The organism is Alteriqipengyuania triglochinis, from assembly GCF_054655655.1.
Genome location: NZ_BAAHNC010000001.1, coordinates 935,280 through 961,650, shown reverse-complemented (window position 1 = coordinate 961,650; position 26,371 = coordinate 935,280). Strand labels below are relative to the sequence as shown.

The window sequence follows — 26,371 nt, the reverse complement described above, 5'->3', positions numbered from 1 at the left end:
ACCACCTGATCACGGAGGCCCGCCATGCTTGGTAAGACTGCAGCCGGCCTGTTCTGGATGTTCCGCTACCTCGAACGGGCTGAGGCGACGGCACGTCTGCTCGATGCGGGCTTCCGCATTGCTCTGACGCGTGCGGGCTCCTCGCGCTCGGAATGGGAGTCGGTGCTGACCACCGTCGGCCAGATCAAGGCATTCAAGCAACGCCATGGCGATGCGACATCATCGAAGGTGATGGAGTTCCTGCTCAGCGACCGGAGCAATCCCTCCAGCATTATCTCCATGGTCAAGTCCGCACGCGACAATGCGCGTACCGTACGCATCGCGCTGACCCGTGAGGTGTGGGAGGCGACAAACGAAAGCTGGATGACGCTCGACAAGCTGCTTTCGGGCAAGATCCCCGAGGCCGACCTGCCGGACGTGCTGACCAGCATCCGCCAGCAGAATGCGCTCGTGCGCGGCGCCACCAACGGCACCATGCTGCGCAATGACGGCTACAACTTCCTGCGCCTGGGCACCTTCATCGAACGCGCGGACAACACCGCACGCATCCTCGACGTCAAATATTACCTGTTGCTCCCGTCAATCAGCCAGGTCGGCTCGACACTGGATATCAAGCAGTGGGAGACGATCCTGCGTTCGGTCTCGGCCCTGCGCAGCTATCAGTGGCTCCACGGGGCCACGGTCAATCCGCGCGACATCGCGCAATTCCTGATCCTGCACGATCAGATGCCGCGCAGCCTTGCTTTCTGCTACAACAAGATCTGCGACAATCTCGGCTATCTCGCCAAGGACTACGACCTCAAGACCGAGGCGTGCGAGATGGCGGACCGCATCCACCTCGATTACCTTGGCCGCTCGATGGAGAAGATCTTCGACGACGGGCTGCACGAATATATCGAGGGCTTCCTCGGCGCGAACGGTCGCCTAGCCAGCCAGATCGCGGCGGACTATTCCTTCGAGGTGACGTCATGAGGCTGAGGGTCGATCACGAAACGCGCTATTCCTACGATGCGCCGGTCGTTTACGGCCTCCAGCAATTGCGCATGCGGCCCAAGGACTCGCGCGGGCAGAAGGTGCTCGACTGGACGATCAGCGTGGAAGGCGGCACCGACGAACTGCGCTACGACGATCATAACGGCAACGCGGTGGACCTGATCGGCATTGAACCGGGTCGGCGGGAAACCGCCATCCGCTGTGTCGGTCTCATAGAGAACACCGAAAGCGACGGAGTGCTCGGCGAGCACCGCGGCTTCCTGCCGCTATGGCATTTCCGGCGCCGATCGGACCTGACGATGCCGGGCGACGGCGTGCGTCGGATTGTCGATTCGTTAGGCGATGTCGGTACGGACGATGTAGGCACCGGCCATCGCCTGTCGAGTGCCATACTCGAAGCGGTCTCGTACGAGGGTGGCAACACGCACACCGGCACCACTGCGGAACAGGCGATCGAGGGCGGTACGGGCGTGTGCCAGGATCATGCGCATATTTTTTGTTCTGCTGCGCGCCTTATCGGGCTGCCAGCCCGCTATGTTTCTGGGTACCTGATGATGAACGACCGGGTCGAACAGGATGCCAGCCACGCCTGGGCCGAAGCCTTTTTCGAAGGTATCGGCTGGGTCGGCTTCGATATTTCGAACGGCTATTCGCCAGACGAGCGGTATATCCGTGTCGCGACGGGTATCGATTTTCGCGAAGCGGCCCCGATCAGCGGAATGCGGATGGGGGGAACCGGAGAAGGCGTGGTTGTCAGCCTCAGGGTCGAGCAATAACCATTCCTGTCCCCAAAGTGAGTTAGTTTTGAAATGACCTATTGCGTGGGACTGCGGCTCAACCGTGGCCTGGTTTTCATGTCCGATACGCGCACCAATGCCGGCGTCGACGACGTTTCGCAGGTGCGCAAGATGCGGCACTGGGAAAATCCCGGAGAGCGGGTGATCACCCTGCTCTCCGCGGGTAACCTTGCGACCACGCAGGCGGTGGTGAGCCTGCTGGACGAGCGGACCAAGGCCCCGTCTGACCGCGATCCTTCCATCATGTCTGCGCCCTCGATGTTCCAGATCGCTACCATCGTCGGCGATACCCTGCGCGAGGTCATCGCGAGCCTGCGCAACGAAGGGCAGGAAGCCAGCGCCGGTTTCGGTGCCAGCCTGATCCTCGGCGGGCAGATCAAGGACAGCGAACCGCGCCTGTTCCGCATCTACCAGGAAGGCAACTTCATCGAAGCCGGGGACGATTCGCCTTTCTTCCAGATCGGCGAGACCAAGTATGGCCGCCCGATCATCGTGCGGACCTTCGATCCTGCGATGCCGTTCGAGGATGCGATCCGCCTCTTGATGGTCTCTTTCGATTCGACCATCCGATCCAACCTCGCGGTCGACCTGCCGCTCGATCTCGCGACGCACGAGAAGGATGCGTGCCGGGTCGGCCACGAGCAGAGGATCGAGGAGAACGATCCCTATTTCCGCCGCATTTCCGCGCAGTGGAGCCTGTCTTTGCGCGAAGCCGTCAACAGCCTGCCCGCCTTCGAATTCGCGGGCGAGGAACCCGCTTCGCAGGAGTGATCGCCGCGGGCCGGCGCGTCGCACACACCGGCCGTTCCGGCGCGCTTAGGCGACGAAGCTGTCCCACGGGCCGGTGATCGCCACCGTGCGCGTGGGCGAGTAGGCGTTGACGAAGAACCATTTGCCATCGGGCGAGAAGCAGCCGCCTGCCAGTTCGGTCTGCATGGTGAGACGCCCGAAATCGTACGCCCGCCCATCCGGCGTGATGCCGCGCAAGTGGTTGTCGACCACGTCGGTATACTGGTCCTCGCACACGATCAGGTGACCGCGCGGCGAAACGGTCAGGTTGTCGCCGAAGTTGAACTGGTCTTCCCGCTCGCTCTCGAAAAACAGTTCGACCATGTCCGGCCGGCGGTCGCGACCGGGGATCAGCTTGAAAATCTGGCCGAGCTTCTTCTGTCCGCCGCTGGTCGAGCAGACGAACAGCTCGTCCGTCCCCATGTGGATGCCTTCGCCGCGGGCCACGAGCGCTGCGCCTTTCGCGGCAGCACGCAGGCGCAGGTCGTCATCGGGCGCCTCGACGTTGTCGAGGTCGACCCAGCTGATCTCGAACAGCTGCTTGAGCGGCATCGTCGCGGACGACCAGTTGCGCGTATCCTCGATTCCTTCGACCACCATGGCCTGCAGCTTGCCGCCTGCGCGCAGATTTCCGCTTTGGTTGGGGAGGAAGCGATAAAGCACGCCCTCGTCGCGGTCTTCGGTCAGATAGACGATGCCGGTCGCCGGATCGACGCAGGCGGCTTCGTGGTTGAAGCGACCCATCGCGGTCAGTGGAACGGGATCGACCAGGCCGGTCGCGTTGGCGGGTACTTCGAACACCCAGCCATGGTTGCGGGCGAGGCCTTCGCCGTAGCGCTGTCCGGGACCGGTCGGCGCTTCCTCACAGGTCAGCCAGCTGTTCCACGGGGTCACCCCGCCCGAACAGTTGCGGATCGTCCCGCCCAGCGTGCGGAATTCGCGCTTCACCTCCAGCGTGGCGGCATCGAGCACGATGTTCGTCGTCCCGCCGGGCACGATCTCCCCATCGCGGGTGCCGAAGCCCAAGGCGATCGGCCCGCCCGCCTTGTCGGTGGGGACCAGTTCATGGTTGCGAACCAGCGCAATCTCGCCGTTGCCGAGGTCGAAGCAGCCCATGCCGTCGGCTTTGTCGGGCACGGTGCCGCCGTCGGACATCGCATTGCCGAGGCTCGACAGCAGACGGTAGGAGAAACCGGGCGGGAGATCGAGCATCCCTGCCGGATCCTTGACCAGCGGGCCGTAGGCCGGAACGCTGGCGCTTGTCTGGACCGGTGCGACGCCCCGCGTGGTGCAGCCGCTGGCGATCAGCGCTGCAAAGGCGGTTCCGGTCCCGGCGAGGAACTTGCGGCGATCGGTCAGGGCAGGGCGCATCGGAGGTATCTTTCTTGCTCGGTTGGAGGGTCTGACAAGGGGGGCGGCCCGACCGGGTACGGGCTCCCTGCTTCAGATTTACGACAGTGGCGCGCCTTATGACAATTCCGCAGCCAGCGCGCGCCACTGGTCCGCGGTCGGCTCGCGCCGTTCGTTGGCGATGTAGAACAGCGTGTCGCCGCCTTCGATCTGGCGGTCGCCGACGCAGTTGAGATCGAGCTGCCTGCCGTCATCCTCGCTCACACCGATCAGCGTGATCCGGTGCGATCGCTTGAGTGCCACCAATGCATCGAGATAGGCCATCGAGGTCGTGCCTTTGGGCACCCTGAGCGAAAAGGCAGTGCTTTCGGTGCGCGATGAGAACATGAGATTGGCGAGCCGCGAGGCTCCCGGATCGTGCGCTGCACGGACCATCATGTCGATCGAAATGGACGAGAAGACCTCGATATTGTCGACCTGATGTTCGATCAGGCGCGCGGTATCCTCGTTCTCCATATGGGCGACTATGCGTACATCCGGGGCCGCTGACCGCGCGGCAAGGGTGGCCGCCAGCGTATCGTCGTCGTTTGTCCCGCGGATCAGAATCGAGTGCGCTCGCGCGGCGCCGGCCCGCGCATAGCCATCGAAATCGGACAGCGTCTGGGAGAACACGAAATCGATGGCTTCGGGCATCGGGTTTTCCTCCACCGCCGCCGCCATCAGTACCGGGCGGACCGGGTAGTTGCGATCCTCCAGCAGGGTTTCGATCAGGCGCTTGGTCGCGCGTTCTTGCCAGCCGACGATCACGATGTGATCGGTGCGCCGCGAATAGTTGCCCTTGCCCTCCAAGCCTCGCCTCCAATGGTTGCCGATATCGCTGACCGCCTTGCCCAGCACCGCGGTAAACAGGGCGATCGCACCGGGCAGGACCAGGATCGCGGCGGCCGTACGCCCCGCTTCGGTCTGCGGGCTGAGGTCGCCGTAGCCCACGGTCGTGGCGGTCGTGACGTAATAGTAGAAAAAGACGGAGGGGTCGGACACGAGCTCCGTCTCGCCGGTCGCCGCCAGCACGATGTAGGAAAGCAGCGCGTGGAGCAGGATGATCGCGATCAGCACGCTCCACCGCACCATCGCGATGGCGTAGTAGATCTGCTGCCATGCCTGCCGCATTGCCCCCATGGCCGGGAGGCATAGCGAGACCGCCGAGCGAGCACAATCGGTGCGCGCCAGCCCGCCTTTCCCGGGAACGAGGAGCGACGCACCCGGTTTTCTGAGGGAAGTATCGAAGAGGATCATCGTGGCGGAAAAGAGTCTGACTTATCGCGAGATTCCGGTCGGCATCGCGACCGAGGGCGAGCGTGTCGAGTTCGATTCAATGGGTGAGGTCCGCGTCCCTGCCGATCGCTACTGGGGGGCGCAGACCGCGCGTTCGCTCGACCATTTCGATATCGGCGATGATCGCATGCCGATCGAGCTGTGCCGCGCCTATGGCTACCTTAAGAAGGCCTCTGCGATCGTGAATGCGCGCGCGGGGCTGCTGGGCAAGAAAAAGCGCGATGCCATCGCCCAGGCATGCGATGAATTGGTGGCGGGCGATCTCGACGATCATTTTCCTTTGCGGGTCTGGCAAACGGGGTCCGGCACCCAGACCAACATGAACGTGAACGAGGTCATCGCGAACCGCGCGATCCAGCTGCTGGGCGGAGAGCTTGGCAGCCAGAACCCCGTCGCGCCGAATGACGATGTCAATAAGAGCCAGTCTTCGAACGACACATTCGTCACTGCCATGCACCTCGCCGCGATTGGCGAGGCGGATGCCAGCCTGATCCCCGAAGTCGCGTCGCTGGCGGAGGCGATCGAAACCAAGGCGGAGCAGTGGATGGAGGTGGTCAAGATCGGCCGCACCCATCTACAGGATGCAGTGCCCCTGTCGGTCGGTCAGGAATGGTCCGCCTGGGCTGAGGCCTTGCGTTATGCGTGTGCCGAGGTCGAGCGGGCGCGAGAAGGCCTGTTCGAGATCGCGCTGGGCGGTACGGCAGTCGGCACCGGGCTCAACGCGCCCGATGGCTTTGCCGAAGATGTCGCCAGTGAGATCGCGCGGCTGACGCGCCTCCCGATCCGCACCGCGCCCAACAAGTTCTACGCGCAGGCCACGCTCGATCCCTTCGTGCGCTTCTCCGCCGCGCTGCGAGGGCTCGCGGTTGCCCTCATCAAGATTGCCAACGATGTCCGCTGGCTGGCCAGCGGGCCGCGCAGCGGGATCGGTGAACTGAAGCTGCCGCAGAACGAGCCGGGGTCCTCAATCATGCCGGGCAAGGTGAACCCGACGCAGAGCGAGGCGCTGCTGATGGTCGCGATGCAGGTGATCGGCCACGATACCGCGAATGCGATGGCTGGCAGCTGGGGTAACCTGCAGCTCAATGCGATGCGCCCGGTGATCGCCGCCAACGTGTTGCACGCGATCCGCATCCTTGCCGACGGGTGCGCCAGCTTCCGGACCAATGCGATCGAGGGGACCCAGCTGGATCGAGACCGGATCGCCCATCTGCGCGAACAATCGCTGATGCTGGTCACCGCCCTGGTGCCCGAGATCGGTTATATGGATGCCGCGCATATCGCGGAGGCCGCAGCGGAAAATGGCACCACTCTGCGCGAAGAAGCGATCGCGAGCGGCAAGGTGAGTGCGGAAGATTATGACCGTATTGTCCGCCCTGATGACATGATCGGGCAGGGCTTGTCCGGTGCGTGAACTTTAAGAAAAGCACAGGCTATAATTGACTTGGCCGGTGTCGCCGCGCCAAGCGCGTCGGCAATCCAAGAGATAAACCATGGAAGAAGGAACCGGAATGGGCACGCGCGAACTGGCAGGACTGACCGTTGCCGAGGAACTGGCGCAATTCGTCGAGGCGCAGGTGCTGCCCGGGCTCGACCTTGCGGCGGACGATTTCTGGCAGGGCGCGGCGAGAATCTTCGAACGGTTCGTACCGATCAACCGCAACCTGTTGCAGAAGCGCGAGGCGATCCAGTCGAAGATCGACGACTGGCACCGTGCGAACCCGGCGCCGGTCGACGGCGACGCCTATCGCGCCTTCCTGACCGATCTCGGCTATCTCGTGCCGGAACCGGACGTGTTCACAGTCGACCCCGAGAATGTCGACCCCGAACTCGCCAGCATCGCGGGGCCGCAGCTGGTGGTTCCGGTGCTCAATGCCCGCTTCCTCCTGAACGCGGCCAATGCGCGCTGGGGCAGCCTCTACGATGCGCTTTACGGCACGGACGCGATCCCCGGCGAGCCGAAGGGCGGCGGGTACGACGCGGATCGCGGCGCGATGGTGATCGACTGGGCGCGCCAGTTCCTCGACCGTGCAGTTCCGCTCGAAGGCGCGCTGTGGCGCAACTGGGACGGTAGCGAGCCGAAGCTCAAGGCGCCGGCCGAAGTCGTCGGGCGCTCTGGCGACAACTGGCTGATCCGCCACAATGGCCTGCATATCGAGATCGTGATCGATCGCGACCATCCGGTCGGCAAGACCGACAAGGCCGGTGTGGCCGACATGGTGCTGGAATCGGCGATTTCGACGATCTGCGACTTCGAGGATTCGGTCGCGGCGGTCGATGCCGAAGACAAGGTGCTGGGATATTCCAACTGGCTCGGCCTGATGAAGGGCGATCTGTCGGAAACCTTCACGAAGGGCGGCGAGGAAATGACCCGCACGCTCAACCCCGATCGCGAGTACACCGCCATTGATGGCGGGACGCTGACCCTGCCGGGGCGCAGCCTGCTGCTGGCGCGCAATGTCGGCCACCTGATGACGACGCCTGCGGTAGTGCTGCCCGATGGCGGCGAAGCGCCCGAGGGGATCCTTGATGCGATCATGACCGCGGCCATCGCGATGCACGACCTGCGCCGCACGGCCGGCCTCGGCAATAGCCGCGCCGGCTCGATCTACCTCGTGAAGCCCAAGATGCACGGGCCCGAGGAATGCGCGATGACCAACGACCTGTTCGACGCGGTGGAAGACATGCTCGGGCTGGAACGCCATACGATCAAGGTCGGCGTGATGGACGAGGAACGGCGCACCTCGGCCAATCTGGCGGCGTGTATCTACGAGGTGCGCGACCGGATCATGTTCATCAACACCGGCTTCCTCGACCGCACGGGCGACGAGATCCACACCGCGATGCGCGGTGGTGCGATGCTGCGCAAGGGAGCGATGAAGCAGACCCCGTGGATCGCCGCCTACGAGGATCGCAACGTGCAGATCGGGCTTGCCTGCGGGCTCTCCGGAAAGGCGCAGATCGGCAAGGGCATGTGGGCCATGCCCGACCGGATGGCAGACATGCTGGCGGAGAAGATCGGCCATCCGATGTCGGGCGCGAACACCGCATGGGTGCCGTCGCCGACCGCCGCGACGCTGCACGCCACGCATTACCACATGGTCGACGTGTTTGCCCGTCAGGAAGAGCGGGCAAAGGAAGTCATCGCGCCGCTGTCGGACCTCCTGACGATCCCGCTCGCCGAAGGTGCCAACTGGAGCGCCGAGGAGGTTCGGGCCGAGATCGAGAACAATGCGCAGGGCATTCTCGGCTATGTCGTGCGCTGGGTCGATCAGGGCGTCGGCTGTTCCAAGGTGCCGGACATCAACGATGTGGGCCTGATGGAAGACCGCGCGACGCTGCGCATATCCAGCCAGCATATTGCCAATTGGCTGGAGCATGGCGTCGTCAGCCCCGAACAGGTCGACGAGGTTTTGCTTGATATGGCGAAGAAGGTCGATGCCCAGAATGCGGGCGACCCGGCCTATCGCCCGATGGCAGACGATCCCGATCACAGCCTCGCCTTCCAGGCCGCGCGCGCGCTGATCTTCGAAGGGACCGAGCAGCCCAGCGGCTACACCGAGCCGCTGCTGCATGCATACCGCCAGAAGGTGAAGGCGGAGGGCTAGCCCCTCAACCCGAGCAGCTCGCTCCGCCGAGGACGCAGAAGCGCGCGCAGTGCGGGTGGTTGAGCTTCACCGCGACATTGGCTTCGGCGAGCGTTTCGCCGAAGTCGAATTCCTCGTCGTAGGGAATAAGCGTGCAGGCGACGACGCGCGGGGCCGGTTCGCCCTTGCGGTGGACGACCATGCGGCTGGTCGCGCACATGATGTCCGATGGAGACTTGCCGAGGATGTCCCAGCACCCGGTGGTGATCTCGGCGATGTCTTTGTCCTCGTCCATCTCGGGGAACAGCACGCATCGCGCGGGGTCGTGCGCATCGATGCGGATATTCTCCCGCGCGAAGAGCGCGGCATAGCCATTGCGCGCGTCGACCATGCCTTCGCCCGGCAACAGACGCCCTGCGACGGCAATGGAAAAGCCGTTGTCGGATAGCCATTTGAGCCCGTCGATCGCGACGGCCCAGCTGTTCGGCCCACGCTCGCCTTCATGCGCGGCCTTGGTATGGTGGTCCAAGCTGACCCGGATGGTCAGCCTGCTGTCATGCGCTTCGCGCAGCGCCAGCAGCTTGTCTTCGTGCCGGCGCATCGGTTTCATCGCGTTGGAGAGCACCAGCACGTCGAAACCGCGGGAAAGCGCGTCCTCGAGCATTGCCGGGAAATGCGGGTTCATGAATGGCTCGCCGCCGGTGAAGCCGATCTCGCGCGTGTTCCAGCCATCGCGCTCGATCTCGTCGAAATAGCGCGCGGCGTGCTCGGCTGTCAGATAGATCAGCGCGTCATTGGTCGGGCTGCTTTCGATATAGCAGGTCGCACAGGCGAGGTTGCACAGCGTTCCGGTGCACAACCATAGGGTTTCGAGGTCCATCAGCGGCACCTGCGCGCGCTGCTGGCCATCTGCCGTCACGTCGGGATCGGTGAATTTGCCCTCGCGCAGGGCATCCGCCTCGATCGCGAAGGGCGAGGGGCCCTGCGGCGCGTTGCGGCTCTTCGAACGCGAGGTCATCAGCGCAGCGTCTTCCTGAGCCACGCACGGCTCTTCGCGTAACCTTTTGGTACGCTGCCGAAGACCGTACCTTCCCAGGCGGAGAAAGCGGCGGCCTTGCTGATCTCGCTGCGGGTCGGATAGGCGACGATCGCCGAGCCGAGCGCGAATGTGCTCGCCTTGCCGGTGATGAGCTGGGTGAAGGGCAACAGCATTTCGCCCGCATTCTTGCCGACGATGCTCGCTCCCAGAACCTTCTTGCCTTTCATCACCACCTTGAGGTGGCCCTTCGTGTCGCCTTCCGCAATGGCGCGTTCGTTGTGGTCGAACCCTTCACGGACCACTGTCACATGGTCACCGTACCTGGCCCGGGCGTCCTTCTCGGTCATTCCGATCTGCGCGACTTCGGGCGAGGTGTAGGTGCACCAGGGCAGGGCCGACCAGTCGACCTTGGTGGGCAGGCCCATGGTGATTTCGAGCGCGACATTGCTGCCTTCGTAGCCGGAAACATGCGTCAGGCGGGGGCCTTCGCGGCAGTCGCCGATCGCGTAGATGTGCTTCAGGTTCGTGCGGCGGCGATCGTCGACGCTGATGCCGTTGGCCCCGGTCTCGACCCCGATTGCCTCCAGCCCGTAGCCGCGGGTGCGCGCCTTGCGCCCGGTCGCGATCAGCAGGTGCGTGCCGGAGACGTCCTGCCCGTCCTCCAGCGTGAGAGTGAAGCTTTCCAGCGCGTCGGGCGTGACCTTGGCGGCCTTGCCGGTGACGAACATCACGCCCTCGGCCTCCATCGCCTCGACCACCACTTCGACCGATTCCGGGTCGTCGCGGCCCATCGGGCGGTCCGGTTCGATCACGGTGACCTCGCTTCCGAGACGGCGAAAGCTCTGCGCCATCTCCATACCGATCGCGCCGCCGCCAACGATGACGAGATGTTGGGGCAATACCTCGAGATTCCAGATATTCTCGTTCGTCAGGTAGGGAACCTCGCCGAGCCCTTCGATCGACGGCACCAGAGGCTCGGACCCGGTCGAGATGATGATCTTGGGGGCGGACAGCTCATGCTCGCCAACGCGCACGCAGCGCGGACCGATAAAGGATGCATCGCCGCGATAGACGTCGCATCCCATGTCCTCGAACCGCTCTTGGCTGTCGTGCGGGGCAATTTCGGCGATGGCGCGGTGGATATGGGCATGGACGCCGCTCCACTCCACGCGCGGCGCTGCCATCTGGATGCCGAACCTCTGGCCCTCGTTCGCAACGGCAGCGCGGCGCGCGGCGGTTATCAGGGCTTTCGATGGAACGCAGCCGTTATTGAGGCACTCTCCGCCCATCTCGGCCCGCTCGATCAGCGCCACCTTCAGGCCGAACATGGCGCAGCCACCGGCCGCAGTCAGCCCCCCGGCGCCCGCGCCGATCACGATCACATCGTGCGTAAATTTCATACCTGCCCCTGAAACCCACCTTGTCGGTCAAGCGTACGCCTGCTGTGTAGGCCACTTTCGCAGCCACAGGTCCAAGCGTTTCATGAATCTCGAAAACTCGCAAAATTATTATGGCGAAGTGCTCCAGGGATCTGCCGATCTCAAGACCGATGCCTGCTGCACGACGGAAGCCCCGCCACCGGCGATGATGGCGCGCCTGCGCAATGTGCACGAGGATGTGCGAGCGCGCTATTACGGCTGCGGGCTGGTCGCGCCGCAGGCGATCGAGGGGGCCCATGTGCTCGATCTGGGATCGGGCAGCGGGCAGGACGCCTACCTGCTGGCGCAGATGGTGGGCGAGCATGGCTGTGTCACGGGGGTCGATGCGACGCCGGCCCAGCTGGCGGTCGCGCGCGAGCACGAAGAGTGGCACCGCGAGCGTTTCGGCTATGCGAAAAGCAATGTGCGCTTCCTCGAAGGGGATATCGAGAAACTGGACGACCTCGATCTGGCGCAGGGAGGTTTCGACGTCATCGTGTCCAATTGCGTCATCAACCTCGTGGCGGACAAGCGTGCGGTGTTCGATGCAGCCTATCGCCTGCTGAAGCCCGGCGGCGAACTCTATTTCTCCGATGTCTATGCCGACCGGCGCGTGCCCGAAGACCTGCGGGACGACCCGGTGCTGCATGGCGAATGCCTTTCTGGCGCGATGTACTGGTTCGATTTTATCGCGTCGGCGAAGGCTTCCGGCTTCATCGATCCGCGCCTCGTCACCAGTCGACCGCTGGCCATCAACGACCCGGCGGTGGAAGCGAAGCTGGACGGGATCGCCTTCCATTCGGCCACGGCGCGCCTCTTCAAGCTGCCCGGGCTGGAGCCCCTGTGCGAGGATTATGGGCAGGCAGTGCGCTACAAGGGCACCGTCGCCGGTGAGGAGCGCGTTTTTGTGCTCGACGATCATCACCGGATCGAGCGCGGGAGGGTGTACCCGCTGTGCGGCAATAGCTGGAAGATGCTGGCCGACACGCGCTTTGCCGAACATTTCGAATTCTTCGGCGATTTCGGCACGCATTACGGCATCTATCCCGATTGCGGGACGCTGTTTCCGCTCGCCGGGACCGCCTCCCCGGCTCCGACCAGCGGCGGCTGCTGTTGAGCCGCATCCTCGTAACGGGCGCTGCCGGACTGATCGGCGGCGAGGTCTGCGCAAGGCTGGTCGCCGCCGGACACACGGTCACCGCGCTGGTGCACCGCAACCGCACCGTGCGCGGCAATGACGGGCACGAGGTCGCGATTGCCGAGGCGGTAGCGTGCGATATTCGCAAGGCCCGGCTGGGGCTGGATGAGGACACCTACGCAAGGCTCGCGTACGATCACGATCTGGTGGTTCATTGCGCCGCGACGATCCGGTTCGACCTGACCGACGAGGAATATGCCGCGGTCAACACTGTGGGCACGGCCCATGTGATCGGGCTGGCAGAGGCGGGCGGAGCCGGGCTGCTGCATGTCAGCACTGCTTACGTAAGCGGAAGCCGGAGCGGCCTTATTCTCGAAGACGACCCGCTGCCCGACGTTGCCGCATTCGCCAATGGCTACGAGGCAAGCAAGGCGGCGGGCGAGGCGCTGGTGCGTACCTCTCAAGTGGAATGGGCGATCGCACGCCCCGGCATCACCCTAGGCGAGTACGAAAGCGGGCGGATTCGGCAATTCGATGCGCTGTATCTCGCCTTCAAACTGATCGCCGAAGGGCGCATCCGGCTGGTCCCGGCAGCCCGCGACGCGACACTGGCCTTCGTGCCGCTCGATCATGTGGCGGGCGGGATCGTGGCGCTGGTCGAGAACTGGGAGGCGGCAAAGGGCGGCGCGTATCACCTCGCGCCGTCCTCGCCGCTGCCGATGGCGGATTTCGCGGCAGGTATCGGGAGCGTGGAGGGATTGCACGCGCCGACTCTGGTCGAGTTCGGGGAGTTCAACTCCCAGGCTCTGCCCCCGCTCGAACGCAGGCTGCACAGCCGTGTCTCCGCGCTCTATGCCAGCTATTTCCAGCGTAGCCCGCAATTCGACGACCGGCGTTTTCGCGAGGTGACCGGCATCGCATCGCCTCCCGCAGACAGCGCCTATCTTTCCCGCCTGATCGACTTCTGCATCGACGAAGGTTTCCTGCCTGCCGCGCCAGCGATGCCGCGGGCTCAGCGAATATCGGGATAGTCGCGGGCCATCCGCCCGCGCAGGCCGAAGGCCCACAGCATCCCGACCTTGAAGTAAATCCAGTTGGCTTTCAGCGGACCCCAGGCGGCGATCCGCCGGTCGGACGTACGCACAACACGCGGCACCATGCGGATGCGGCCCAGCCGGGCGAACTTCACGCACAGATCCGCCTCTTCCATCACCATGTCGCCGGGGGTGCAGCCGCCGACGGCGAGAAAGTCGGCGCGGCGGAAGAACATCGCGTGGTCCCCGAACAGCAGCCGCACCCCGCGAAAGAACAGGTGCGGGCGGCACAGCAGCGGCGCGTACCAGGTCTTCACATAGTTGTGCGCGCTGGTCAGCCAGCGGATCTTCGCGCCGGTGATGAGCGGCGTGAAGCTGGCGAGCGCGATTTTCGGATTGGCGAGCGTATCGCGGATGACCGCAATCATGTCCGCAGGCGGGAAGCTGTCCGCATGGACCACGCAGGCAAGCGGGGCCTTTGCGGCTTCGACGCCTGCGTTGATCTGCCGCGCCCGGCCGCGCTCGGTCGAGATCACGCGCCAGCCCGACTCGCGTGCCAGAGCGGTGCTGTCATCCTCGCTCCCGCCGTCGACCGCGAGGATCTCGGCGGGCGTGGGATGGAGCGTCGCGAAATGCGCGGCCAGCGCGGGGATTGCTGCCGCCTCGTTCAGCATCGGCACGATAATCGCAACGCCCGGCGCGTTCACGCCAGCAGCTCGGGCCAGGCGGCCAGATCCTCGCCAGTGTCGATATCGGTCAGCTCGGGCAGCAGGTGCGGGCTGACGCCCTGCGCTTCCAGCCGACGAAGCGTTTCGGGCAGGACCGCGGGCGTGCTCCACGCCATGTCGGTGAACAGGGCGGGGCAGGGGCTGGCAAGGCCGAGCAGCCAGTACCCGCCATCGCTGGCGGGTCCGATAACCGCGCCGCGGTTTGGCAATACGCTGGCCGCCTCCCGCAGCAGCGCGGCAGTCAGACCGGGGCAGTCGCTGCCAATCATGATGCCGGGTGCGGGTACGCGGGTCAGCTTCTCGCCAAGGTCGCCGCCGCCCTGGTCGCGCACGTCGAGATCGTCACCCAGCCAATCGCGGAATCGCGCCGGATCGTCGCCTGTCACGCGCAGGTGGAACGGCAGACCGCTTGCGCGGGCTTCGCGCACCGTCAGCTCCAGCAGCTTGCGGTAGAGGTCCGCCGCACCTTGTGCGCCAAGCGCCGGGATCAGCCTTGTCTTGGCCTTGCCGGGCTCGGGCCAGCGGGCGAAGATTGCGATTTCGGGCGTCATTGTCCCGGCATAGCGACAAGCCGCGCGATTTCCCATAAGCTGTCCGTCGCATGCCTCGCATTTCCCCTTTGACGCTTGTCGGCGCGGCGCTGCTCGGCGGGCTGTGGCTGGCCGAGCGTGCCCGGCCGCTGCGCCGACAGACGCACAATACCACCCGGCGGCAGGTGCGTAATGTCGCGATGGGGGCGGGGACGATGCTGGTCGTCGTCGCGGTGGAAATGCCGCTGCTCAAGCGGATATCCAGAGGCAACGTCGTGGCGCGGCGCGGGCTGGTGCAGGTTCTTCCGCTACCGCGCCCGCTGCAAGTAATCCTCGGCGTCGCGGCGATGGATTACGCCTATTACTGGTGGCATGTCGCGACACACCGCGTGCCATTCCTGTGGCGCTTCCACCGCGTCCATCATATCGACCCCGACATGGACATGACCACGGCGGTGCGCTTCCACGCGGCAGATATGGTCATATCGCTGCCCTTTCGTGTCGCGCAGGTGGTGCTGACCGGGTCGGACCCGGGCATTCTGACGGCGCACCGGCGGTTCTTCGACGCCTCGGTCCTGTTCCACCATTCGAACCTGCGCCTGCCTGGGGCGTGGGACGATCGGCTGTCGCTGCTCCTGACGACGCCCAAAATGCATGGGGTGCACCATTCCCGGGTGCCGGAAGAGATGGACAGCAACTGGTCGAGCGGGATCAGCCTGTGGGACTGGCTGCACGGCACCTTGCGGAGGAAGCCGCAGGAGGCGATCAGTATCGGCGTGGCGGATCGGGCAACGCTGGCGGACCTGCCGCTCGGCAACAGCCTGACCGCGCCGTTCCGGCCGGCGCCGCAGCCCTTGCCGCCGGGCGCCGTCAGCTCGCAGTAGCCGGTTCGGCCGTCTTCTCCGCATGCGGCGCGTTTTTTGGCTCGCCGTTCAGCACTTTGCGTACGAGGACGACCGCGACGAGGCCGCCGATCACGTTGGCGGCAAGCTCGGCGGCATAGATCGCATCCGAATCCCACAGCGGGCGCAGCAGCCAGCCGAAGGGCAGCATTACGAGGAACACGCGCGCGCAACTTTGGGCGAGCGCGAGGCCCGCCTTGTCGACCGCGTTGAGGATCCCGTTGCCCACGATCAGCAGGCCGAACCCGGCATAACCCCATGCCGCAATCTCCAGATAGCGGGAGAACTGGCGGACAATGGCCGGATCGTCGGTGAAGAAGCCTGCAAACCACTTCGCCGCGGCGACCAGCGCCACCGCGACGACGAGACCGTAGATCACGCTGAACAGCCCCGCACCGCGCGCCGCGGCGCGCGACCTTTCGGGCAGGTTTGCGCCCCAGTTCTGGCCCACGATCGCTCCGATGGAGCCCGACAGCGCAAGCAGCGGGACGATCGCAAAGCTCTGCAAGCGGCCCGCCGCACCGAAGGCGGCGACCGCGGACTGGCCCTCCAGCGCGATCAGCGCGGTCAGCACCGACAGGCCGATGGGGTTGATCGCATTGGAGAAGGAGGCCGGGCCTGCCACCTTCATGATCGCCACGATCGGTTCGCGCGGGTTCTCGCAATCGCGGATCAGCGCCGGATTAAACGGCAGATGCGTCCGCCCGACACACACGACCGCCAGCACCACCGCAATCGCCCAGCCGACCAGCGTGGCATAGGCGGCGCCAGCGATCCCGAACCCTTCGATCCCGAATGCGCCGGTGATCAGAAGCGGATCGAGCACCCAGTTCACCGCCGCGTAGGCGATGTTGATGAAACTGCTCATCTTCGCCTCGCCCTGTCCGCGCAGCACGCCGTTGAAGCCCATCAGCACGAGCGAAAACGGGAAGGCGAGCGCGAACGGGTCCATATAATCGCGGATCAGCGGCAGCAGGTTGTCCGGCGCATTCATCAGCCGGAACAGCGGCTCCTGCAGCAACCACAGCGCGATGCCCAGCACCACGCCGACCACCGTGGCGAACACGACGCCCAGGTTCGCCCGGCGTGCGGCCTGATCGTGATCGCCCGCGCCCAGCGAACGCGCGACGACCGAGTTGATGCCGACCATCACCCCCACGCCAAGACTGGTCAGCGCGACGGAGATCGGGAAGATGAAGCTGATCGCGGCGAGCGGGTCGGGCCCCAGCTGACCAATGAAATAGGCGTCTATCAGGCTGATCGACATGATCGCGGCGACACCGATGATCATCGGCAGTGTCTGCGTCACGAGATGGCCCGGAATGCTCCCGCGCGTCAGCTTTGCTTGTTTGCTCATTGCGCGCGTCGGTAGACCGAACGTCGCGCAAGCTAAAGCGCCAAATCCCCGCGCTTGTGCGCGTGCCACGCGTTGCCCTATCATACGCCGCAAAGAGAAACGAAGGAGAGGCACGATGGCGACCCAGGCGAAGCTCGATTACGAATGTTCGAAGGAAGAATGGCAGGCGCGGCTCGATCTGGCGGCGTGTTACCGCATCTTCGACCTCCTCGGCTGGTCGGAATCGATCTACAACCACATTTCGGTCGCCGTGCCGGGCGAAGAGGGCGCGTTTCTGATCAACCCCTTCGGCCTGCTGTACGAGGAAGTGACCGCCTCCAATCTCGTCAAGATCGATGTGGAGGGCAATAATATCGGCGGTTCGCCCTATATGGTGAACAAGGCGGGCTTCACGCAGCACGCGCATTTCCACAAGCATCTGGGCGAGCGGGCGAGCGCGATCTGCCACGTCCACACGACCGCGACGATGGCGGTGTGCAGCCACAAGGACGGCCTGCTGCCGACCAATTTCTATGCCTGCAATTTCCAGAACCAGATCGGCTATCACGACTTCGAAGGCGTCACCGTGCGCGCCGAGGAGGGCGATCGTCTGCTCGAGAATCTGGGCGACAAGTCGATCCTGATGCTGCGCAACCACGGCCCGGTGGTGATGGGCAAGACGATCCAGCAGATGTTCGTGATGATGTGGTCCTTGCAGCGCGCCTGCGAGATCCAGGTCGCCACGCTCAGCCAGGGAGAGGCCGTGGCCGTGCAGCAGGACGTGGTGGACGTGCACCAGCGCGATCTTGCGGTGATGCAGACCCAGGGCGGCGCGGGCGTGTTCGATTTCGAAGCGTGGAAGCGCAAGGCCACCCGGATCGACGATAGCTGGCAACAGTGAGCGATCCTGCGTCCGCAGAGGCCCGCCACGACCAGAGAGTATTGAAACCGCTGCGTGCCTTTCGGTGCGAGCGGTGCCATCTGGTCGAATTCTATGCCGATTAGAGACTGCCAGCCGTGACGAAGATGACGGTCAACAACCGGCCGGTGCAATATCTGCTCGATCCCGAAACCCCGCTGCTGTGGGCGCTGCGCGATGCGAGCAACCTGACCGGCACGAAGTATGCCTGCGGCACCGGCGATTGCGGCGCGTGCATGGTGCTGGTCGACGGGGTCGCGCTGCGGTCCTGCCTCGTCACCATCGCGGAGGCCGAAGGGCGGCTGGTGACGACCATCGAAGGGCTCTCGCGCGATCGGTCCCACCCGGTGCAGCAGGCGCTTGTCGCCGAGCAGGCGATCCAGTGCGGGTTCTGCACGCCGGGCATCGCGATGGCCGCTGCGGCGCTGCTGGAGAGCAATCCCTCGCCCTCGCGAGAGGATATGGATGCCGCGATCCCCAATATCTGCCGCTGCGGGGTCTATCCGCGTCTGGTGCGGGCAATCACCCGCGCGAGCGAAGCGGCGAGCGGTGCAGAAGCGATCGAGGCCGCCCCGCCACCCGCGATCGATCCGGAAGAGGCGGCGCGCGATGTGCCTGCCCTGAGACCGACGACGCGGCCCACCGACGCGGCGCCGCGCGAATAGGGCCGCGTATTCTCCCCCCGCTCATGCGGTTAGCGTCGAAGACGATCCGCGGCTCATCGCTGGCCTTAGAACAATCCCGGTCGCAACGCATTTCTCGGCTTGGTTGGGGATACCAGCGAGGCTAGGCCGCCTGAAACCGATCAAATGAAGGAGAGGCAGCCATGAAGGCGACCATCTGGCACAACCCGAAATGCGGCACGTCCCGCAAGACGCTGGCGATACTGGAAAACCTCAAGAACATCGACCTGACCGTGGTCGAGTATCTCAAGGATCCGCCCAGCCGGGAAAAGCTGGCCCAGCTCTACAAGGATGCGGGGATCACGCCTGCCGAGGGTTTGCGCACGCGAGGCACCGATGCGGAGGACCGTGGCCTGCCTGACGCGGATGCCGATACGATTATCGCCGCGATGGTTGCCGATCCGATCCTGATCGAACGCCCACTGGTCGAGACAGAGAAGGGCTCGCGCCTGTGCCGCCCGCAGGACCGGATGCTGGAAATCCTCTGATCAGGTGAGCGTTTCGCGAGAGCGCACTCCATCGGCGATGAAGCGCGCCCTCGACGCCAAAGGATCAATCTTCCGCGCGCGCCATCAGGGCCGCGTCGCTGTCCAGACGGGTCCAGCCGATCGCCATCACCGCGACGCAGAAGCCGATGATCGCGGCGAAGCCCAGCCAGTCACTGTGGCCGTACAGCCATACGCCCAGCGCGGGCGCATAGATGTAGCTGGCCCCGTTGACGCTGGCGACCTTGCCGGAGACCTGGCCCTGTTCGGGCCTGCTGACCGAAAGCGACATGCCCGCAGTGAAGCCGGGTCGGAACAGGCCGAAGCCCAGCGCGGCGATGGCAAAGCCTAGGGCAATGCCGTGCAGCTCTCCGGCAGTGCCGAAGATACTCGCGCCGACGATGCTCAGCGCCATGCCCGACAAGGTCGAGATGCGCGGGCCGAGGTGCATCATCGGGATCAGGCCCCATTGCGCCAGCAGCGTGGCCACTGCACCGATCATCAGCACGATGCTGACCGGACCGGCGCCGGCCAGCGGATCGTCACGCAAGCCGAGCCGGTCGAGCACGAGGAAGCCCGCGATGCCCAGCATCATCGCCTGCGCATGCCCGCCCAGCAGGCCCGAAAGCAGCCATGGGCGGATCCGGCGGTCGCTCCATGCGAGCTTGGGCGCGGCGGAGGCTTCGGCAGCCAAATGCTGGCCGGTGGACGGTTTGGGCAAAGGCACATCGTCGTCGCCATCGGTGCGGTCCGGATCGGTGGCGTGGCGGCCGGCACCGCTTCCACCGTAAGGCGCATCGTACGCGATGCCGCGCGCGGCAAAGCGCGGCTCGTCATTGGGAAGGCGCAGGCGCAGGGCGATGATCGCGACGATGCCGATCAGCGCGAAGGCGAAGAACGGGCCCGTCAGGCCGAGAAAGGGCATGATCATCAGCGGTGCGAGCGCGGGGCCGATGACGGTGCCCAGCCCGAAGCTCGACGAGATCAGCGACAGGGCCTGCGTCCGTTCCGCACGCGGCGTGCGGCTGGCGACGTAGGCCTGCACCGCAGGCGGCGCGGCGGAACCGAGTAGGCCGTAGAGCGAGCGGCAGAGTGCGAACACCAGCAGGGTGATCAGCGGCGGGATCAGGCCTTTCAGGCCGATCCAGAGCACCAGCCCGCACAGGCCCATCGATGCGACGAAGCCGACAAGGCCGAGCGCCATCATCGCCTTGCGCCCGCGCCGGTCCGACCGGCTTGCCCAGAACGGCGCGAAGCCGACCCACAGCAGTGCCGACCAGCTGTAGGCGAGGCTGATCCATACGTCGGCAACGCCCAGTGCGGTGCCGATCGACGGCATGACCGATTGCATCGCGGTGTTGCCCGCCGCGGAGACGAGCACGACGGTGAACAGCAGCGCCATGCGCCCGCGCGGTATTCCGGCATCGGGCGTGGGCGGGTGGTGCAGGGCGGGGTCCGGGGCGTCGGCCATAGGCATCAGGCGCTACGCGTCAGATGCCCGGCTGGCAATCGGCGTCGGGTGCAACAACTCCTGTTTGCAATGCCTTATTCGAAGGTCTCGCTCACCGTTTCGGCATCGGGGCCCGCCAGCTGGCGATGGATCGCGGCAAGAATGCCGAGAAACAGCACGACGTAAACCGCATTGAGCGCGGAGTTGACGAACCCGCTGCCGATCAGGGCCACTTCCTCGCCCATCAGGCCGAACACCAGCATCACGATCAGGCCAAGGACCATGCTCACCACGGCCAGCGCGATGGTCAGCAGGACGTAAAACGCCAGCAGCCGCAGCGAATTGCCCTTGGTCAGTCGCCAGGACCGCGTAATCGCCGTGAGAGGATTATACACCTTATCGATTGCGATCACCGGCGCCATCAGCGAGAGTTTGATCGCCACATAGACGAAGCCGATGAAGGCAAGGATGCCGAGAACGACGGCCAGAGCGGTAATGCCGCTGGCGATTGCGATCCCCATGACGATGCCCACGACCACCACGAAGGCCAGATACAGAAGGATCGTTGCTGCGATATAGGTCAGCAATCCGACACCCCCGATGCCAAGCGCCTGGCCGACCGTAGGGCGATTCTGGTCTCGCAGCAGGGCAAGCAGGGAAAGGGTGCCAACGGCCTGGGCGATGAAAACCAGCAGCATTGGCAGCCAGATGTCGGCGTAGAGCGCGGTAATCTGCTCCATCGCGACGCTGGGATCCTCATTGGGCTCGAACGTCATCGATTGCGCCATGTCGGGCATCAGCAGCATCATTGCGAAATAGGGGAGGAAGAAAAACACCCCGCCGACGATGGCCACCACGCCGATATTGGATTGGATAAGAGTAAGCGCGTCGGTCCACGCGCGATTGATATCGAGCTTCATTTGCCACCCCTCGTGAAATTTTCGGCTCTTGATAAGCGGCGGGGCATCGGCCACGCAAACGAAAATGCCCGATTTGTCTGACATTGAATGGCGTGGCGACACGCAGCGCGTGCCCTATCGCGAGGCGCTGGCCACGATGGAAGCGCGCAACACCGCGATCGAGGCGGGCGAAGCGCGCGAGCTGGTATGGAATCTCGAACATCCGCCGGTGTACACGGCGGGAACCAGCGCTGCCGCCGATGAGCTGCTCGACCCGCGGTTCGAAGTGGTCGAGGCGGGGCGCGGCGGGCGCTATACCTATCACGGTCCCGGCCAGCGGGTGACCTACGTGCTGCTCGATCTGCGCGGGCGGGGGAAGGACGTGCGCCGCTTCGTCCATGCGCTCGAGGGATGGGCCGCCGCAGCGCTCGCGCGCTTCGGGGTCGAAAGCTGGACCGTGCCCGAGCGGGTCGGCATCTGGACCAACGGGCCCGACGGACGTGAGGCGAAGATCGGCGCGATCGGCGTGCGCGTGCGGCGCTGGGTGACGATGCATGGCTTTGCGGTCAACCTTGCGCCCGACCTCTCCCATTTCACCGGCATCGTGCCGTGCGGGATCGAGGAATTCGGCGTTACCAGCCTTGCCGATCTGGGTATCGACCTTGCGCCTGCGGCATGGGATGAGGCATTATATGCCGAGGCACCCGCCTTTCTCGCAGCTCTCGAATCGCAGGACGGATGATGACGCGCACACTGATCGGCCTATCGGCAGCAGCCCTGATGCTCGCCGGCTGCGGCAGCAGCGAAGAGACCGCCAAGCCCGAGGCAAGCGAAGCGGCCGGCCCGCAGGGCGAGGTGCGCGGCGGATCGATCACCGATGCGATGCTGCCGGTCGCGATGGTCCAGTCGCAATCGCCCCAGCGCGGCGGCGAGACCGAAGATGGTGATGCCGAAGAAGACGGTGAAGAAGACAATGGGGAAGGCGACGCCGGTTAGCGCCGCCTTCCGCCCGGATCACGCCGAAGCAGCGGCGTTTTCCTCTTCCAGTGTCGGATAATCGATATAGCCGGCGGCACCGGGCAGGTACCAGCTCTGCGGCACATTGACGTTTTCCGCCAAGTGCGCGCCCTTGGCAATCCGCTCCGGCAGGTCCGGGTTGGAGATGAAGGGACGCCCGAAACTGATCGCATCCGCCCGGCCACTCTCGACGTCGTCCGCGGCCTCCTGCGGCGTGTAGTCGCTATTGAGGATCAGGGGACCCTTGTAGATCGCACGGATATGCGCGTCCTGCTGCGGGACGTCGGTACTGCCAAAGGTGCCGTCGGGCCCCGGCTGGCGCAGCTCGAGGAAGGCGATCCCGCGATCCTGCGCGACTTGCGCCGCCGCGCCGAAGGTTTCGGCGGGATCGGGATCGTCCGCACCCTGCGTCTCTCCATTGGGGGATAGCCGTAGGCCGACCCGGTCCGCGCCCCAGACATCAATCAGCGCGTCGAGCACTTCGCCGAGCAGACGGGCGCGGTTCTGGGCAGAGCCGCCATATTCGTCTTCGCGCAGATTGGTGCTGCGGCGCAGGAACTGGTCGATCAGGTAGCCATTCGCGCCGTGCAGCTGCACCCCGTCGAACCCGGCTTCCTTCGCGTTCTCGGCCGCCTTGCGGTAATCTTCGACTACGCGCTTGATGTCATCGACCGACAGCGCGCGGGCCTGTTCGTAATCCTTGCGGCCCGTGGGCGTGTGGGCATGGCCGGGCGCGGTGGTCGCACTGGCGGAGACCGGCGGCTCGCCGCCGAGGAAGTCGGGATGCACGATACGGCCCATGTGCCACATCTGCAGGATGATCCGCCCGCCTTCCTCGTGCACGCCTGCAGTGATCGGCTTCCACGCTTCCGTCTGCTCTTCGCTCCAGATGCCCGGCGCGTTGGGCCAGCCGAGCCCCTCCACGCTGATGCCGGTCGCTTCGCTGATGATCAGGCCCGCACCCGCACGCTGGCGGTAATAGGTCTCCATCATCTCGTTGGGGACGAAGTTCGGCGGGGTGGCGCGTCCGCGGGTGAGCGGGGCCATCAGGATGCGGTTGGGCGCGGTAATCGCGCCGAGGCGCAGCGGCTGGAAAAGGGCGTCGTGCATGGAGGCGGTCTCCTTATCTGGTTGACCCGTATGAGTAGGGCGGAGTTAGGAGGGCATCACCGGGACGACAAGCGACGCGCAGGATAGATCGGCTTTTGGGCCTGCAAGGGAAAGCCTGCGCACTCCCGCTCCCGCTGGCGATGGCGATCGCGCGGGACCGCGGCGTCACCAGTCTAGGGGCGATCATCCTCCATCCGCTTGCGGAACAGCGCGTAGCGTGCCTCGACCAGCTCCAGATCGGGGCCGGCGAGGTTCGCCTGCGCCTGACGCATCAGCTGCGCAGCCTCGTCCCGCACGTTCTTCAGCCTCACGGGGTCTTCGATGACTGCAGCGGCATTCTCGAGCGTGTCGAACATCACGGAGGCCGCGGTGGGGCTGGTGGCGACCCCGTTGCGGATGGTGCCGAAACCGCGCGCCAGATAATGATGGAAGTCGTCCGCCATGGTGCGCAGCGGCCGCCGTCCGTCCTCGTCGGGTTCGCCGATCGACCAGTTGAGATCGCGCCTGCCGAGCTCGGCAGTGGCGGCGCCGATCCAGTGCAACGCAGAGATCGCCGTAAAAGGATCGTTGATGCCAGGAGAGAGCGCGCGCAGGCCGATTTCCGCGAGTTCGTCGATCATGAAGTGCAGGTCTTGCGTCGGCGTTCGCGTCTCGCCGAGGGCCAGACAATCGCGCACCTTCTGGTCGCAACTCTCATCGGGTTTGTCGGTCCAGTAGCCCACCGGAACTCCGGGGTGCAGGAAGTCGCCGGTGCGAACGGCCATTTGCAACGTGGTGCCGCTTTTCTTCGCCACCTTCAGCAACTGCTGCCAGTCGATCACCTGGATGTAGCCCTCGGCCTCGGCCCTTATCGGGATGCCGCCGCGCGCTTCGGACTCGACCCGGACCTTCATCGGCTCGTCGAAACTGTCGCGGATCGCCGAAAGCAGCCTGCGTCCGATACCTTCCAGCACCGAGTTGATCCGGATCGAGGAGGGCACGTGGTTGAGGAAGAAGACGAGGACCATCACGGACACCGCCATCAGGATGTAGGCGATTAGGAGCGATAGCTGTGGCACGAAGCCGGGATAGGTCGTGCCCACTGCAACGCTGCCGACCTCGTCCGGCATGCGGACGGAGCGCAGCACGGTGATCGCGTAGACGAAAGTGCCGATAAAGGTTGCGAGGCTGATCTGGTTGCCCCGGTCTTCCATGAAATTGGTCAGCAGCCGCGGGCCGTAATTGCCGCTGGCGTAGGCGACCGCCGCGATGGTGATTGAAAAGACCGTCGATGCGACGCCGATCATCGAACCTGCAATCACGCTGAGCATGTTGCTCGCGCCGTCGGGCCGTGCGGGCTGGAGCCAGTCGACATCGTTGATCCATGTCGTATGCCCCGCCCGGTCGAGCTCGATCGTCAAGGTCGCCAGCAGCAACGCGCCCACAGCGAACAGCGCGGGGAAGAACCAGTAGCTCGCGTTGATGTCGCTCAACAGCTTGCGGATGTCGGCCATCATGATGCGGCAATGTCCTTTCTTCGATTTCCCGCGTCGTCCGGGATCGTAGCATCCAGGCGTTAGGGACTCGCGACGTCTCTGTCTCGTCATGACAGGTCGTAAAGATCACCGTGCCGAATACCGGCGGTCCGGGCCCGCGCCACACCCCATAGATCTGCAGCCAAGAGTTTCCGATCGTCTCCCTGACGGTGCACATAAAAGGCCGGGGAGGTAGTTCGCCCCGGCCTTCTCTTTTCCGTCATCAGGGAGCGGCAGCTTGTCAGTCGATCTTGCCCAGATCACCCTTGCCGATCGTGCCGCTGGCCATTTCCAGCATCTTGTCGAGGCTCTGTTTGGCCTGGATGCGCAGGCCTTCCTCGATCTCGATCCGCGGCTCCAGGTCGCGCAGCGCGGTGTAGAGCTTCTCCAGCGTGTTAAGCGCCATGTACGGGCAGATGTTGCAGTTGCAGTTGCCGTCCGCGCCCGGTGCGCCGATGAAGTTCTTCTCCGGCAGCGCCTTTTCCATCTGGTGGATGATGTGCGGCTCGGTCGCGACGATCAGCGTTTGGCCGGGGAAGGTCTCGGCGAATTGCAGGATGCCGCTGGTCGATCCGACATAATCGGCGTGCTCGACAATCGCGGGCGGGCATTCGGGGTGCGCGGCGATCGGCGCGCCGGGGTGCTGGGCCTTGAGCTTGAGCAGCTCGGTCTCGCTGAACGCCTCGTGCACGATACACACGCCCGGCCACAGCAACATGTCGCGGTTGAACTTGCGATTGAGATAGCCGCCCAAGTGCCGGTCCGGCCCGAAGATGATCGGCTGGTCCTCGGGGATCTGCTGCAGGATCGTCTCGGCGGAAGAGCTGGTCACGATCACGTCCGACAGGGCTTTCACCTCGGTCGAGCAGTTGATGTAGGTCAGCGCGATATGATCCGGGTGCGCCTCGCGGAAAGCCTTGAACTTTTCCGGCGGGCAGCTGTCTTCGAGGCTGCAGCCGGCGTCCATATCGGGCAGGACGACGATCTTTTCCGGGCTCAGGATCTTGGCGGTGTCGGCCATGAACTTCACGCCGCAAAAGGCGATTACGTCCGCATCGGTTTCCGCTGCCATCTGGCTCAATTGCAGCGAGTCGCCGACGAAATCGGCGAGATCCTGAATCTCGGGCTTCTGGTAGTAGTGCGCCAGGATCACGGCGTTGCGATCCTTGCGCAGGCGCTCGATCTCGGCGAGCAGGTCGTCGCCGGTTGGCGGGCGGGTCTGGTCTGTCATGGTCTATTCGGCCCCGAATTTTCTTTGAACGCGCGTTCTGGTTGGGTGACGCATATAGGACGAACGGGCCCGCGTGCGAGTGTGTTC

25 protein-coding genes are annotated in these 26,371 nt (G+C 64.8%); 13 read left to right on the top strand and 12 right to left on the bottom strand.

The window, feature by feature from the left end; all coding sequences use genetic code 11:
- Positions 1–24: 24 nt before the first annotated feature.
- The 3 genes from ACYQ0L_RS04800 to ACYQ0L_RS04790 are packed head-to-tail and all read left to right on the top strand — an operon-like array spanning position 25 to position 2,561.
- A complete protein-coding gene (locus ACYQ0L_RS04800) occupies positions 25–972 on the top strand; it encodes an alpha-E domain-containing protein (protein ID WP_459787790.1) in 948 nt (315 codons plus the stop codon).
- Positions 969–1,769: a transglutaminase family protein gene (locus ACYQ0L_RS04795; RefSeq protein ID WP_459787789.1), complete on the top strand. Its 801-nt coding sequence runs from the start codon at positions 969–971 to the stop codon at positions 1,767–1,769. Before ACYQ0L_RS04800 ends, ACYQ0L_RS04795 begins: the two co-directional genes overlap by 4 nt.
- A gap of 33 nt (positions 1,770–1,802) precedes the next feature.
- Positions 1,803–2,561, top strand: coding sequence for a proteasome-type protease (locus tag ACYQ0L_RS04790; protein ID WP_459787787.1), 759 nt, complete (start codon positions 1,803–1,805; stop codon positions 2,559–2,561).
- Between the two features lie 45 nt (positions 2,562–2,606).
- Here ACYQ0L_RS04790 and ACYQ0L_RS04785 read toward each other — a convergent pair whose 3' ends face one another.
- Positions 2,607–3,950: an alkaline phosphatase PhoX gene (locus tag ACYQ0L_RS04785; protein ID WP_459787786.1), complete on the bottom strand. Its 1,344-nt coding sequence runs from the start codon at positions 3,948–3,950 to the stop codon at positions 2,607–2,609.
- A gap of 96 nt (positions 3,951–4,046) precedes the next feature.
- Entirely contained in the window at positions 4,047–5,099 is a 1,053-nt protein-coding gene (locus ACYQ0L_RS04780) for an ion channel (protein WP_459787785.1), read from the bottom strand.
- A gap of 127 nt (positions 5,100–5,226) precedes the next feature.
- Here ACYQ0L_RS04780 and ACYQ0L_RS04775 point away from each other — a divergent pair, with 127 nt between their 5' ends.
- Positions 5,227–6,678 carry a class II fumarate hydratase gene (locus ACYQ0L_RS04775; protein ID WP_459787784.1) on the top strand — a complete coding sequence of 484 codons (1,452 nt, stop codon included), beginning with the start codon at positions 5,227–5,229 and terminating at the stop codon, positions 6,676–6,678.
- A 79-nt stretch (positions 6,679–6,757) separates the two neighbouring features.
- A complete protein-coding gene (locus ACYQ0L_RS04770) occupies positions 6,758–8,872 on the top strand; it encodes a malate synthase G (protein WP_459787783.1) in 2,115 nt (704 codons plus the stop codon).
- Positions 8,873–8,876: 4 nt separating this feature from the next.
- On the opposite strand, the gene ACYQ0L_RS04765 is transcribed toward ACYQ0L_RS04770, so the two are convergent.
- Together ACYQ0L_RS04765 and ACYQ0L_RS04760 are read right to left on the bottom strand one after the other, a co-directional pair.
- Positions 8,877–9,893, bottom strand: a complete 1,017-nt coding sequence (locus tag ACYQ0L_RS04765; RefSeq protein ID WP_459787782.1) for a radical SAM protein — start codon at positions 9,891–9,893, stop codon at positions 8,877–8,879.
- A complete protein-coding gene (locus tag ACYQ0L_RS04760) occupies positions 9,869–11,290 on the bottom strand; it encodes a dihydrolipoyl dehydrogenase family protein (RefSeq protein WP_459787781.1) in 1,422 nt (473 codons plus the stop codon). Before ACYQ0L_RS04760 ends, ACYQ0L_RS04765 begins: the two co-directional genes overlap by 25 nt.
- An 82-nt stretch (positions 11,291–11,372) precedes the next feature.
- On the opposite strand from ACYQ0L_RS04760, the gene ACYQ0L_RS04755 reads away from it, so the two are divergent.
- Entirely contained in the window at positions 11,373–12,425 is a 1,053-nt protein-coding gene (locus ACYQ0L_RS04755) for a methyltransferase domain-containing protein (RefSeq protein ID WP_459787780.1), read from the top strand.
- Positions 12,422–13,477 (top strand): SDR family oxidoreductase, encoded by a 1,056-nt coding sequence (locus ACYQ0L_RS04750; RefSeq protein ID WP_459787779.1) that lies wholly within the window; start codon positions 12,422–12,424, stop codon positions 13,475–13,477. The genes ACYQ0L_RS04755 and ACYQ0L_RS04750 overlap by 4 nt, the downstream gene beginning before the upstream one ends.
- On the opposite strand, the gene ACYQ0L_RS04745 is transcribed toward ACYQ0L_RS04750, so the two are convergent.
- Both ACYQ0L_RS04745 and ACYQ0L_RS04740 read right to left on the bottom strand, forming a co-directional pair.
- Positions 13,459–14,187 (bottom strand): glycosyltransferase, encoded by a 729-nt coding sequence (locus ACYQ0L_RS04745; RefSeq protein WP_459787777.1) that lies wholly within the window; start codon positions 14,185–14,187, stop codon positions 13,459–13,461. The two genes, ACYQ0L_RS04750 and ACYQ0L_RS04745, sit on opposite strands and share 19 nt — an antisense overlap.
- Positions 14,184–14,759, bottom strand: coding sequence for a TIGR04282 family arsenosugar biosynthesis glycosyltransferase (locus ACYQ0L_RS04740; protein ID WP_459787776.1), 576 nt, complete (start codon positions 14,757–14,759; stop codon positions 14,184–14,186). Before ACYQ0L_RS04740 ends, ACYQ0L_RS04745 begins: the two co-directional genes overlap by 4 nt.
- Positions 14,760–14,809: 50 nt before the next feature.
- Here ACYQ0L_RS04740 and ACYQ0L_RS04735 point away from each other — a divergent pair, with 50 nt between their 5' ends.
- On the top strand, positions 14,810–15,622 hold the full coding sequence (locus tag ACYQ0L_RS04735; RefSeq protein ID WP_459787775.1) for a sterol desaturase family protein: 813 nt from the start codon (positions 14,810–14,812) through the stop codon (positions 15,620–15,622).
- On the opposite strand, the gene ACYQ0L_RS04730 is transcribed toward ACYQ0L_RS04735, so the two are convergent.
- Positions 15,609–16,997: an MATE family efflux transporter gene (locus ACYQ0L_RS04730; RefSeq protein WP_459787774.1), complete on the bottom strand. Its 1,389-nt coding sequence runs from the start codon at positions 16,995–16,997 to the stop codon at positions 15,609–15,611. The genes ACYQ0L_RS04735 and ACYQ0L_RS04730 overlap by 14 nt on opposite strands.
- A 115-nt stretch (positions 16,998–17,112) precedes the next feature.
- Here ACYQ0L_RS04730 and ACYQ0L_RS04725 point away from each other — a divergent pair, with 115 nt between their 5' ends.
- The 3 genes from ACYQ0L_RS04725 (at position 17,113) to arsC (ending at position 19,066) form a co-directional block, all read left to right on the top strand.
- On the top strand, positions 17,113–17,877 hold the full coding sequence (locus tag ACYQ0L_RS04725; RefSeq protein WP_459787773.1) for a class II aldolase/adducin family protein: 765 nt from the start codon (positions 17,113–17,115) through the stop codon (positions 17,875–17,877).
- A gap of 116 nt (positions 17,878–17,993) precedes the next feature.
- Positions 17,994–18,560, top strand: a complete 567-nt coding sequence (locus ACYQ0L_RS04720; RefSeq protein WP_459787772.1) for a (2Fe-2S)-binding protein — start codon at positions 17,994–17,996, stop codon at positions 18,558–18,560.
- 161 nt (positions 18,561–18,721) lie between these two features.
- Positions 18,722–19,066 carry an arsenate reductase (glutaredoxin) gene (gene arsC, locus ACYQ0L_RS04715; protein WP_459787771.1) on the top strand — a complete coding sequence of 115 codons (345 nt, stop codon included), beginning with the start codon at positions 18,722–18,724 and terminating at the stop codon, positions 19,064–19,066.
- 64 nt (positions 19,067–19,130) lie between these two features.
- On the opposite strand, the gene ACYQ0L_RS04710 is transcribed toward arsC, so the two are convergent.
- Both ACYQ0L_RS04710 and ACYQ0L_RS04705 read right to left on the bottom strand, forming a co-directional pair.
- Positions 19,131–20,540 (bottom strand): MFS transporter, encoded by a 1,410-nt coding sequence (locus tag ACYQ0L_RS04710; RefSeq protein WP_459787770.1) that lies wholly within the window; start codon positions 20,538–20,540, stop codon positions 19,131–19,133.
- Positions 20,541–20,608: 68 nt separating this feature from the next.
- A complete protein-coding gene (locus ACYQ0L_RS04705) occupies positions 20,609–21,433 on the bottom strand; it encodes a glycerophosphoryl diester phosphodiesterase membrane domain-containing protein (RefSeq protein WP_459787769.1) in 825 nt (274 codons plus the stop codon).
- A gap of 64 nt (positions 21,434–21,497) precedes the next feature.
- Between ACYQ0L_RS04705 and lipB the strand changes: the two genes are divergently transcribed.
- Both lipB and ACYQ0L_RS04695 read left to right on the top strand, forming a co-directional pair.
- A complete protein-coding gene (gene lipB, locus ACYQ0L_RS04700; RefSeq protein ID WP_459787768.1) occupies positions 21,498–22,154 on the top strand; it encodes a lipoyl(octanoyl) transferase LipB in 657 nt (218 codons plus the stop codon).
- Positions 22,151–22,408, top strand: coding sequence for a hypothetical protein (locus ACYQ0L_RS04695; RefSeq protein ID WP_459787767.1), 258 nt, complete (start codon positions 22,151–22,153; stop codon positions 22,406–22,408). Before lipB ends, ACYQ0L_RS04695 begins: the two co-directional genes overlap by 4 nt.
- An 18-nt stretch (positions 22,409–22,426) precedes the next feature.
- Here the strand turns inward: ACYQ0L_RS04695 and ACYQ0L_RS04690 are convergent, their stop codons facing one another.
- The 3 genes from ACYQ0L_RS04690 to nadA form a co-directional block, all read right to left on the bottom strand.
- On the bottom strand, positions 22,427–23,539 hold the full coding sequence (locus ACYQ0L_RS04690; protein WP_459787766.1) for an alkene reductase: 1,113 nt from the start codon (positions 23,537–23,539) through the stop codon (positions 22,427–22,429).
- 173 nt (positions 23,540–23,712) lie between these two features.
- A complete protein-coding gene (locus ACYQ0L_RS04685) occupies positions 23,713–25,035 on the bottom strand; it encodes a DUF2254 domain-containing protein (RefSeq protein ID WP_459787764.1) in 1,323 nt (440 codons plus the stop codon).
- A 259-nt stretch (positions 25,036–25,294) separates the two neighbouring features.
- A complete protein-coding gene (nadA, locus tag ACYQ0L_RS04680; protein WP_459787763.1) occupies positions 25,295–26,284 on the bottom strand; it encodes a quinolinate synthase NadA in 990 nt (329 codons plus the stop codon).
- Positions 26,285–26,371 lie beyond the last annotated feature (87 nt).

What these genes read in the sequence shown, in the direction of transcription:
- ACYQ0L_RS04800 (WP_459787790.1), top strand. Translation starts at nt 25, where the DNA reads ATGCTTGGTAAGACTGCAGCCGGCCTGTTCTGGATGTTCCGCTACCTC.
- ACYQ0L_RS04795 (WP_459787789.1), top strand. Translation starts at nt 969, where the DNA reads ATGAGGCTGAGGGTCGATCACGAAACGCGCTATTCCTACGATGCGCCG.
- ACYQ0L_RS04790 (WP_459787787.1), top strand. Translation starts at nt 1,803, where the DNA reads ATGACCTATTGCGTGGGACTGCGGCTCAACCGTGGCCTGGTTTTCATG.
- ACYQ0L_RS04785 (WP_459787786.1), bottom strand. Translation starts at nt 3,950, where the DNA reads ATGCGCCCTGCCCTGACCGATCGCCGCAAGTTCCTCGCCGGGACCGGA.
- ACYQ0L_RS04780 (WP_459787785.1), bottom strand. Translation starts at nt 5,099, where the DNA reads ATGCGGCAGGCATGGCAGCAGATCTACTACGCCATCGCGATGGTGCGG.
- ACYQ0L_RS04770 (WP_459787783.1), top strand. Translation starts at nt 6,758, where the DNA reads ATGGAAGAAGGAACCGGAATGGGCACGCGCGAACTGGCAGGACTGACC.
- ACYQ0L_RS04760 (WP_459787781.1), bottom strand. Translation starts at nt 11,290, where the DNA reads ATGAAATTTACGCACGATGTGATCGTGATCGGCGCGGGCGCCGGGGGG.
- ACYQ0L_RS04755 (WP_459787780.1), top strand. Translation starts at nt 11,373, where the DNA reads ATGAATCTCGAAAACTCGCAAAATTATTATGGCGAAGTGCTCCAGGGA.
- ACYQ0L_RS04740 (WP_459787776.1), bottom strand. Translation starts at nt 14,759, where the DNA reads ATGACGCCCGAAATCGCAATCTTCGCCCGCTGGCCCGAGCCCGGCAAG.
- ACYQ0L_RS04735 (WP_459787775.1), top strand. Translation starts at nt 14,810, where the DNA reads ATGCCTCGCATTTCCCCTTTGACGCTTGTCGGCGCGGCGCTGCTCGGC.
- ACYQ0L_RS04730 (WP_459787774.1), bottom strand. Translation starts at nt 16,997, where the DNA reads ATGAGCAAACAAGCAAAGCTGACGCGCGGGAGCATTCCGGGCCATCTC.
- ACYQ0L_RS04725 (WP_459787773.1), top strand. Translation starts at nt 17,113, where the DNA reads ATGGCGACCCAGGCGAAGCTCGATTACGAATGTTCGAAGGAAGAATGG.
- arsC (WP_459787771.1), top strand. Translation starts at nt 18,722, where the DNA reads ATGAAGGCGACCATCTGGCACAACCCGAAATGCGGCACGTCCCGCAAG.
- ACYQ0L_RS04710 (WP_459787770.1), bottom strand. Translation starts at nt 20,540, where the DNA reads ATGCCTATGGCCGACGCCCCGGACCCCGCCCTGCACCACCCGCCCACG.
- ACYQ0L_RS04705 (WP_459787769.1), bottom strand. Translation starts at nt 21,433, where the DNA reads ATGAAGCTCGATATCAATCGCGCGTGGACCGACGCGCTTACTCTTATC.
- lipB (WP_459787768.1), top strand. Translation starts at nt 21,498, where the DNA reads ATGCCCGATTTGTCTGACATTGAATGGCGTGGCGACACGCAGCGCGTG.
- ACYQ0L_RS04695 (WP_459787767.1), top strand. Translation starts at nt 22,151, where the DNA reads ATGATGACGCGCACACTGATCGGCCTATCGGCAGCAGCCCTGATGCTC.
- ACYQ0L_RS04690 (WP_459787766.1), bottom strand. Translation starts at nt 23,539, where the DNA reads ATGCACGACGCCCTTTTCCAGCCGCTGCGCCTCGGCGCGATTACCGCG.
- ACYQ0L_RS04685 (WP_459787764.1), bottom strand. Translation starts at nt 25,035, where the DNA reads ATGATGGCCGACATCCGCAAGCTGTTGAGCGACATCAACGCGAGCTAC.
- nadA (WP_459787763.1), bottom strand. Translation starts at nt 26,284, where the DNA reads ATGACAGACCAGACCCGCCCGCCAACCGGCGACGACCTGCTCGCCGAG.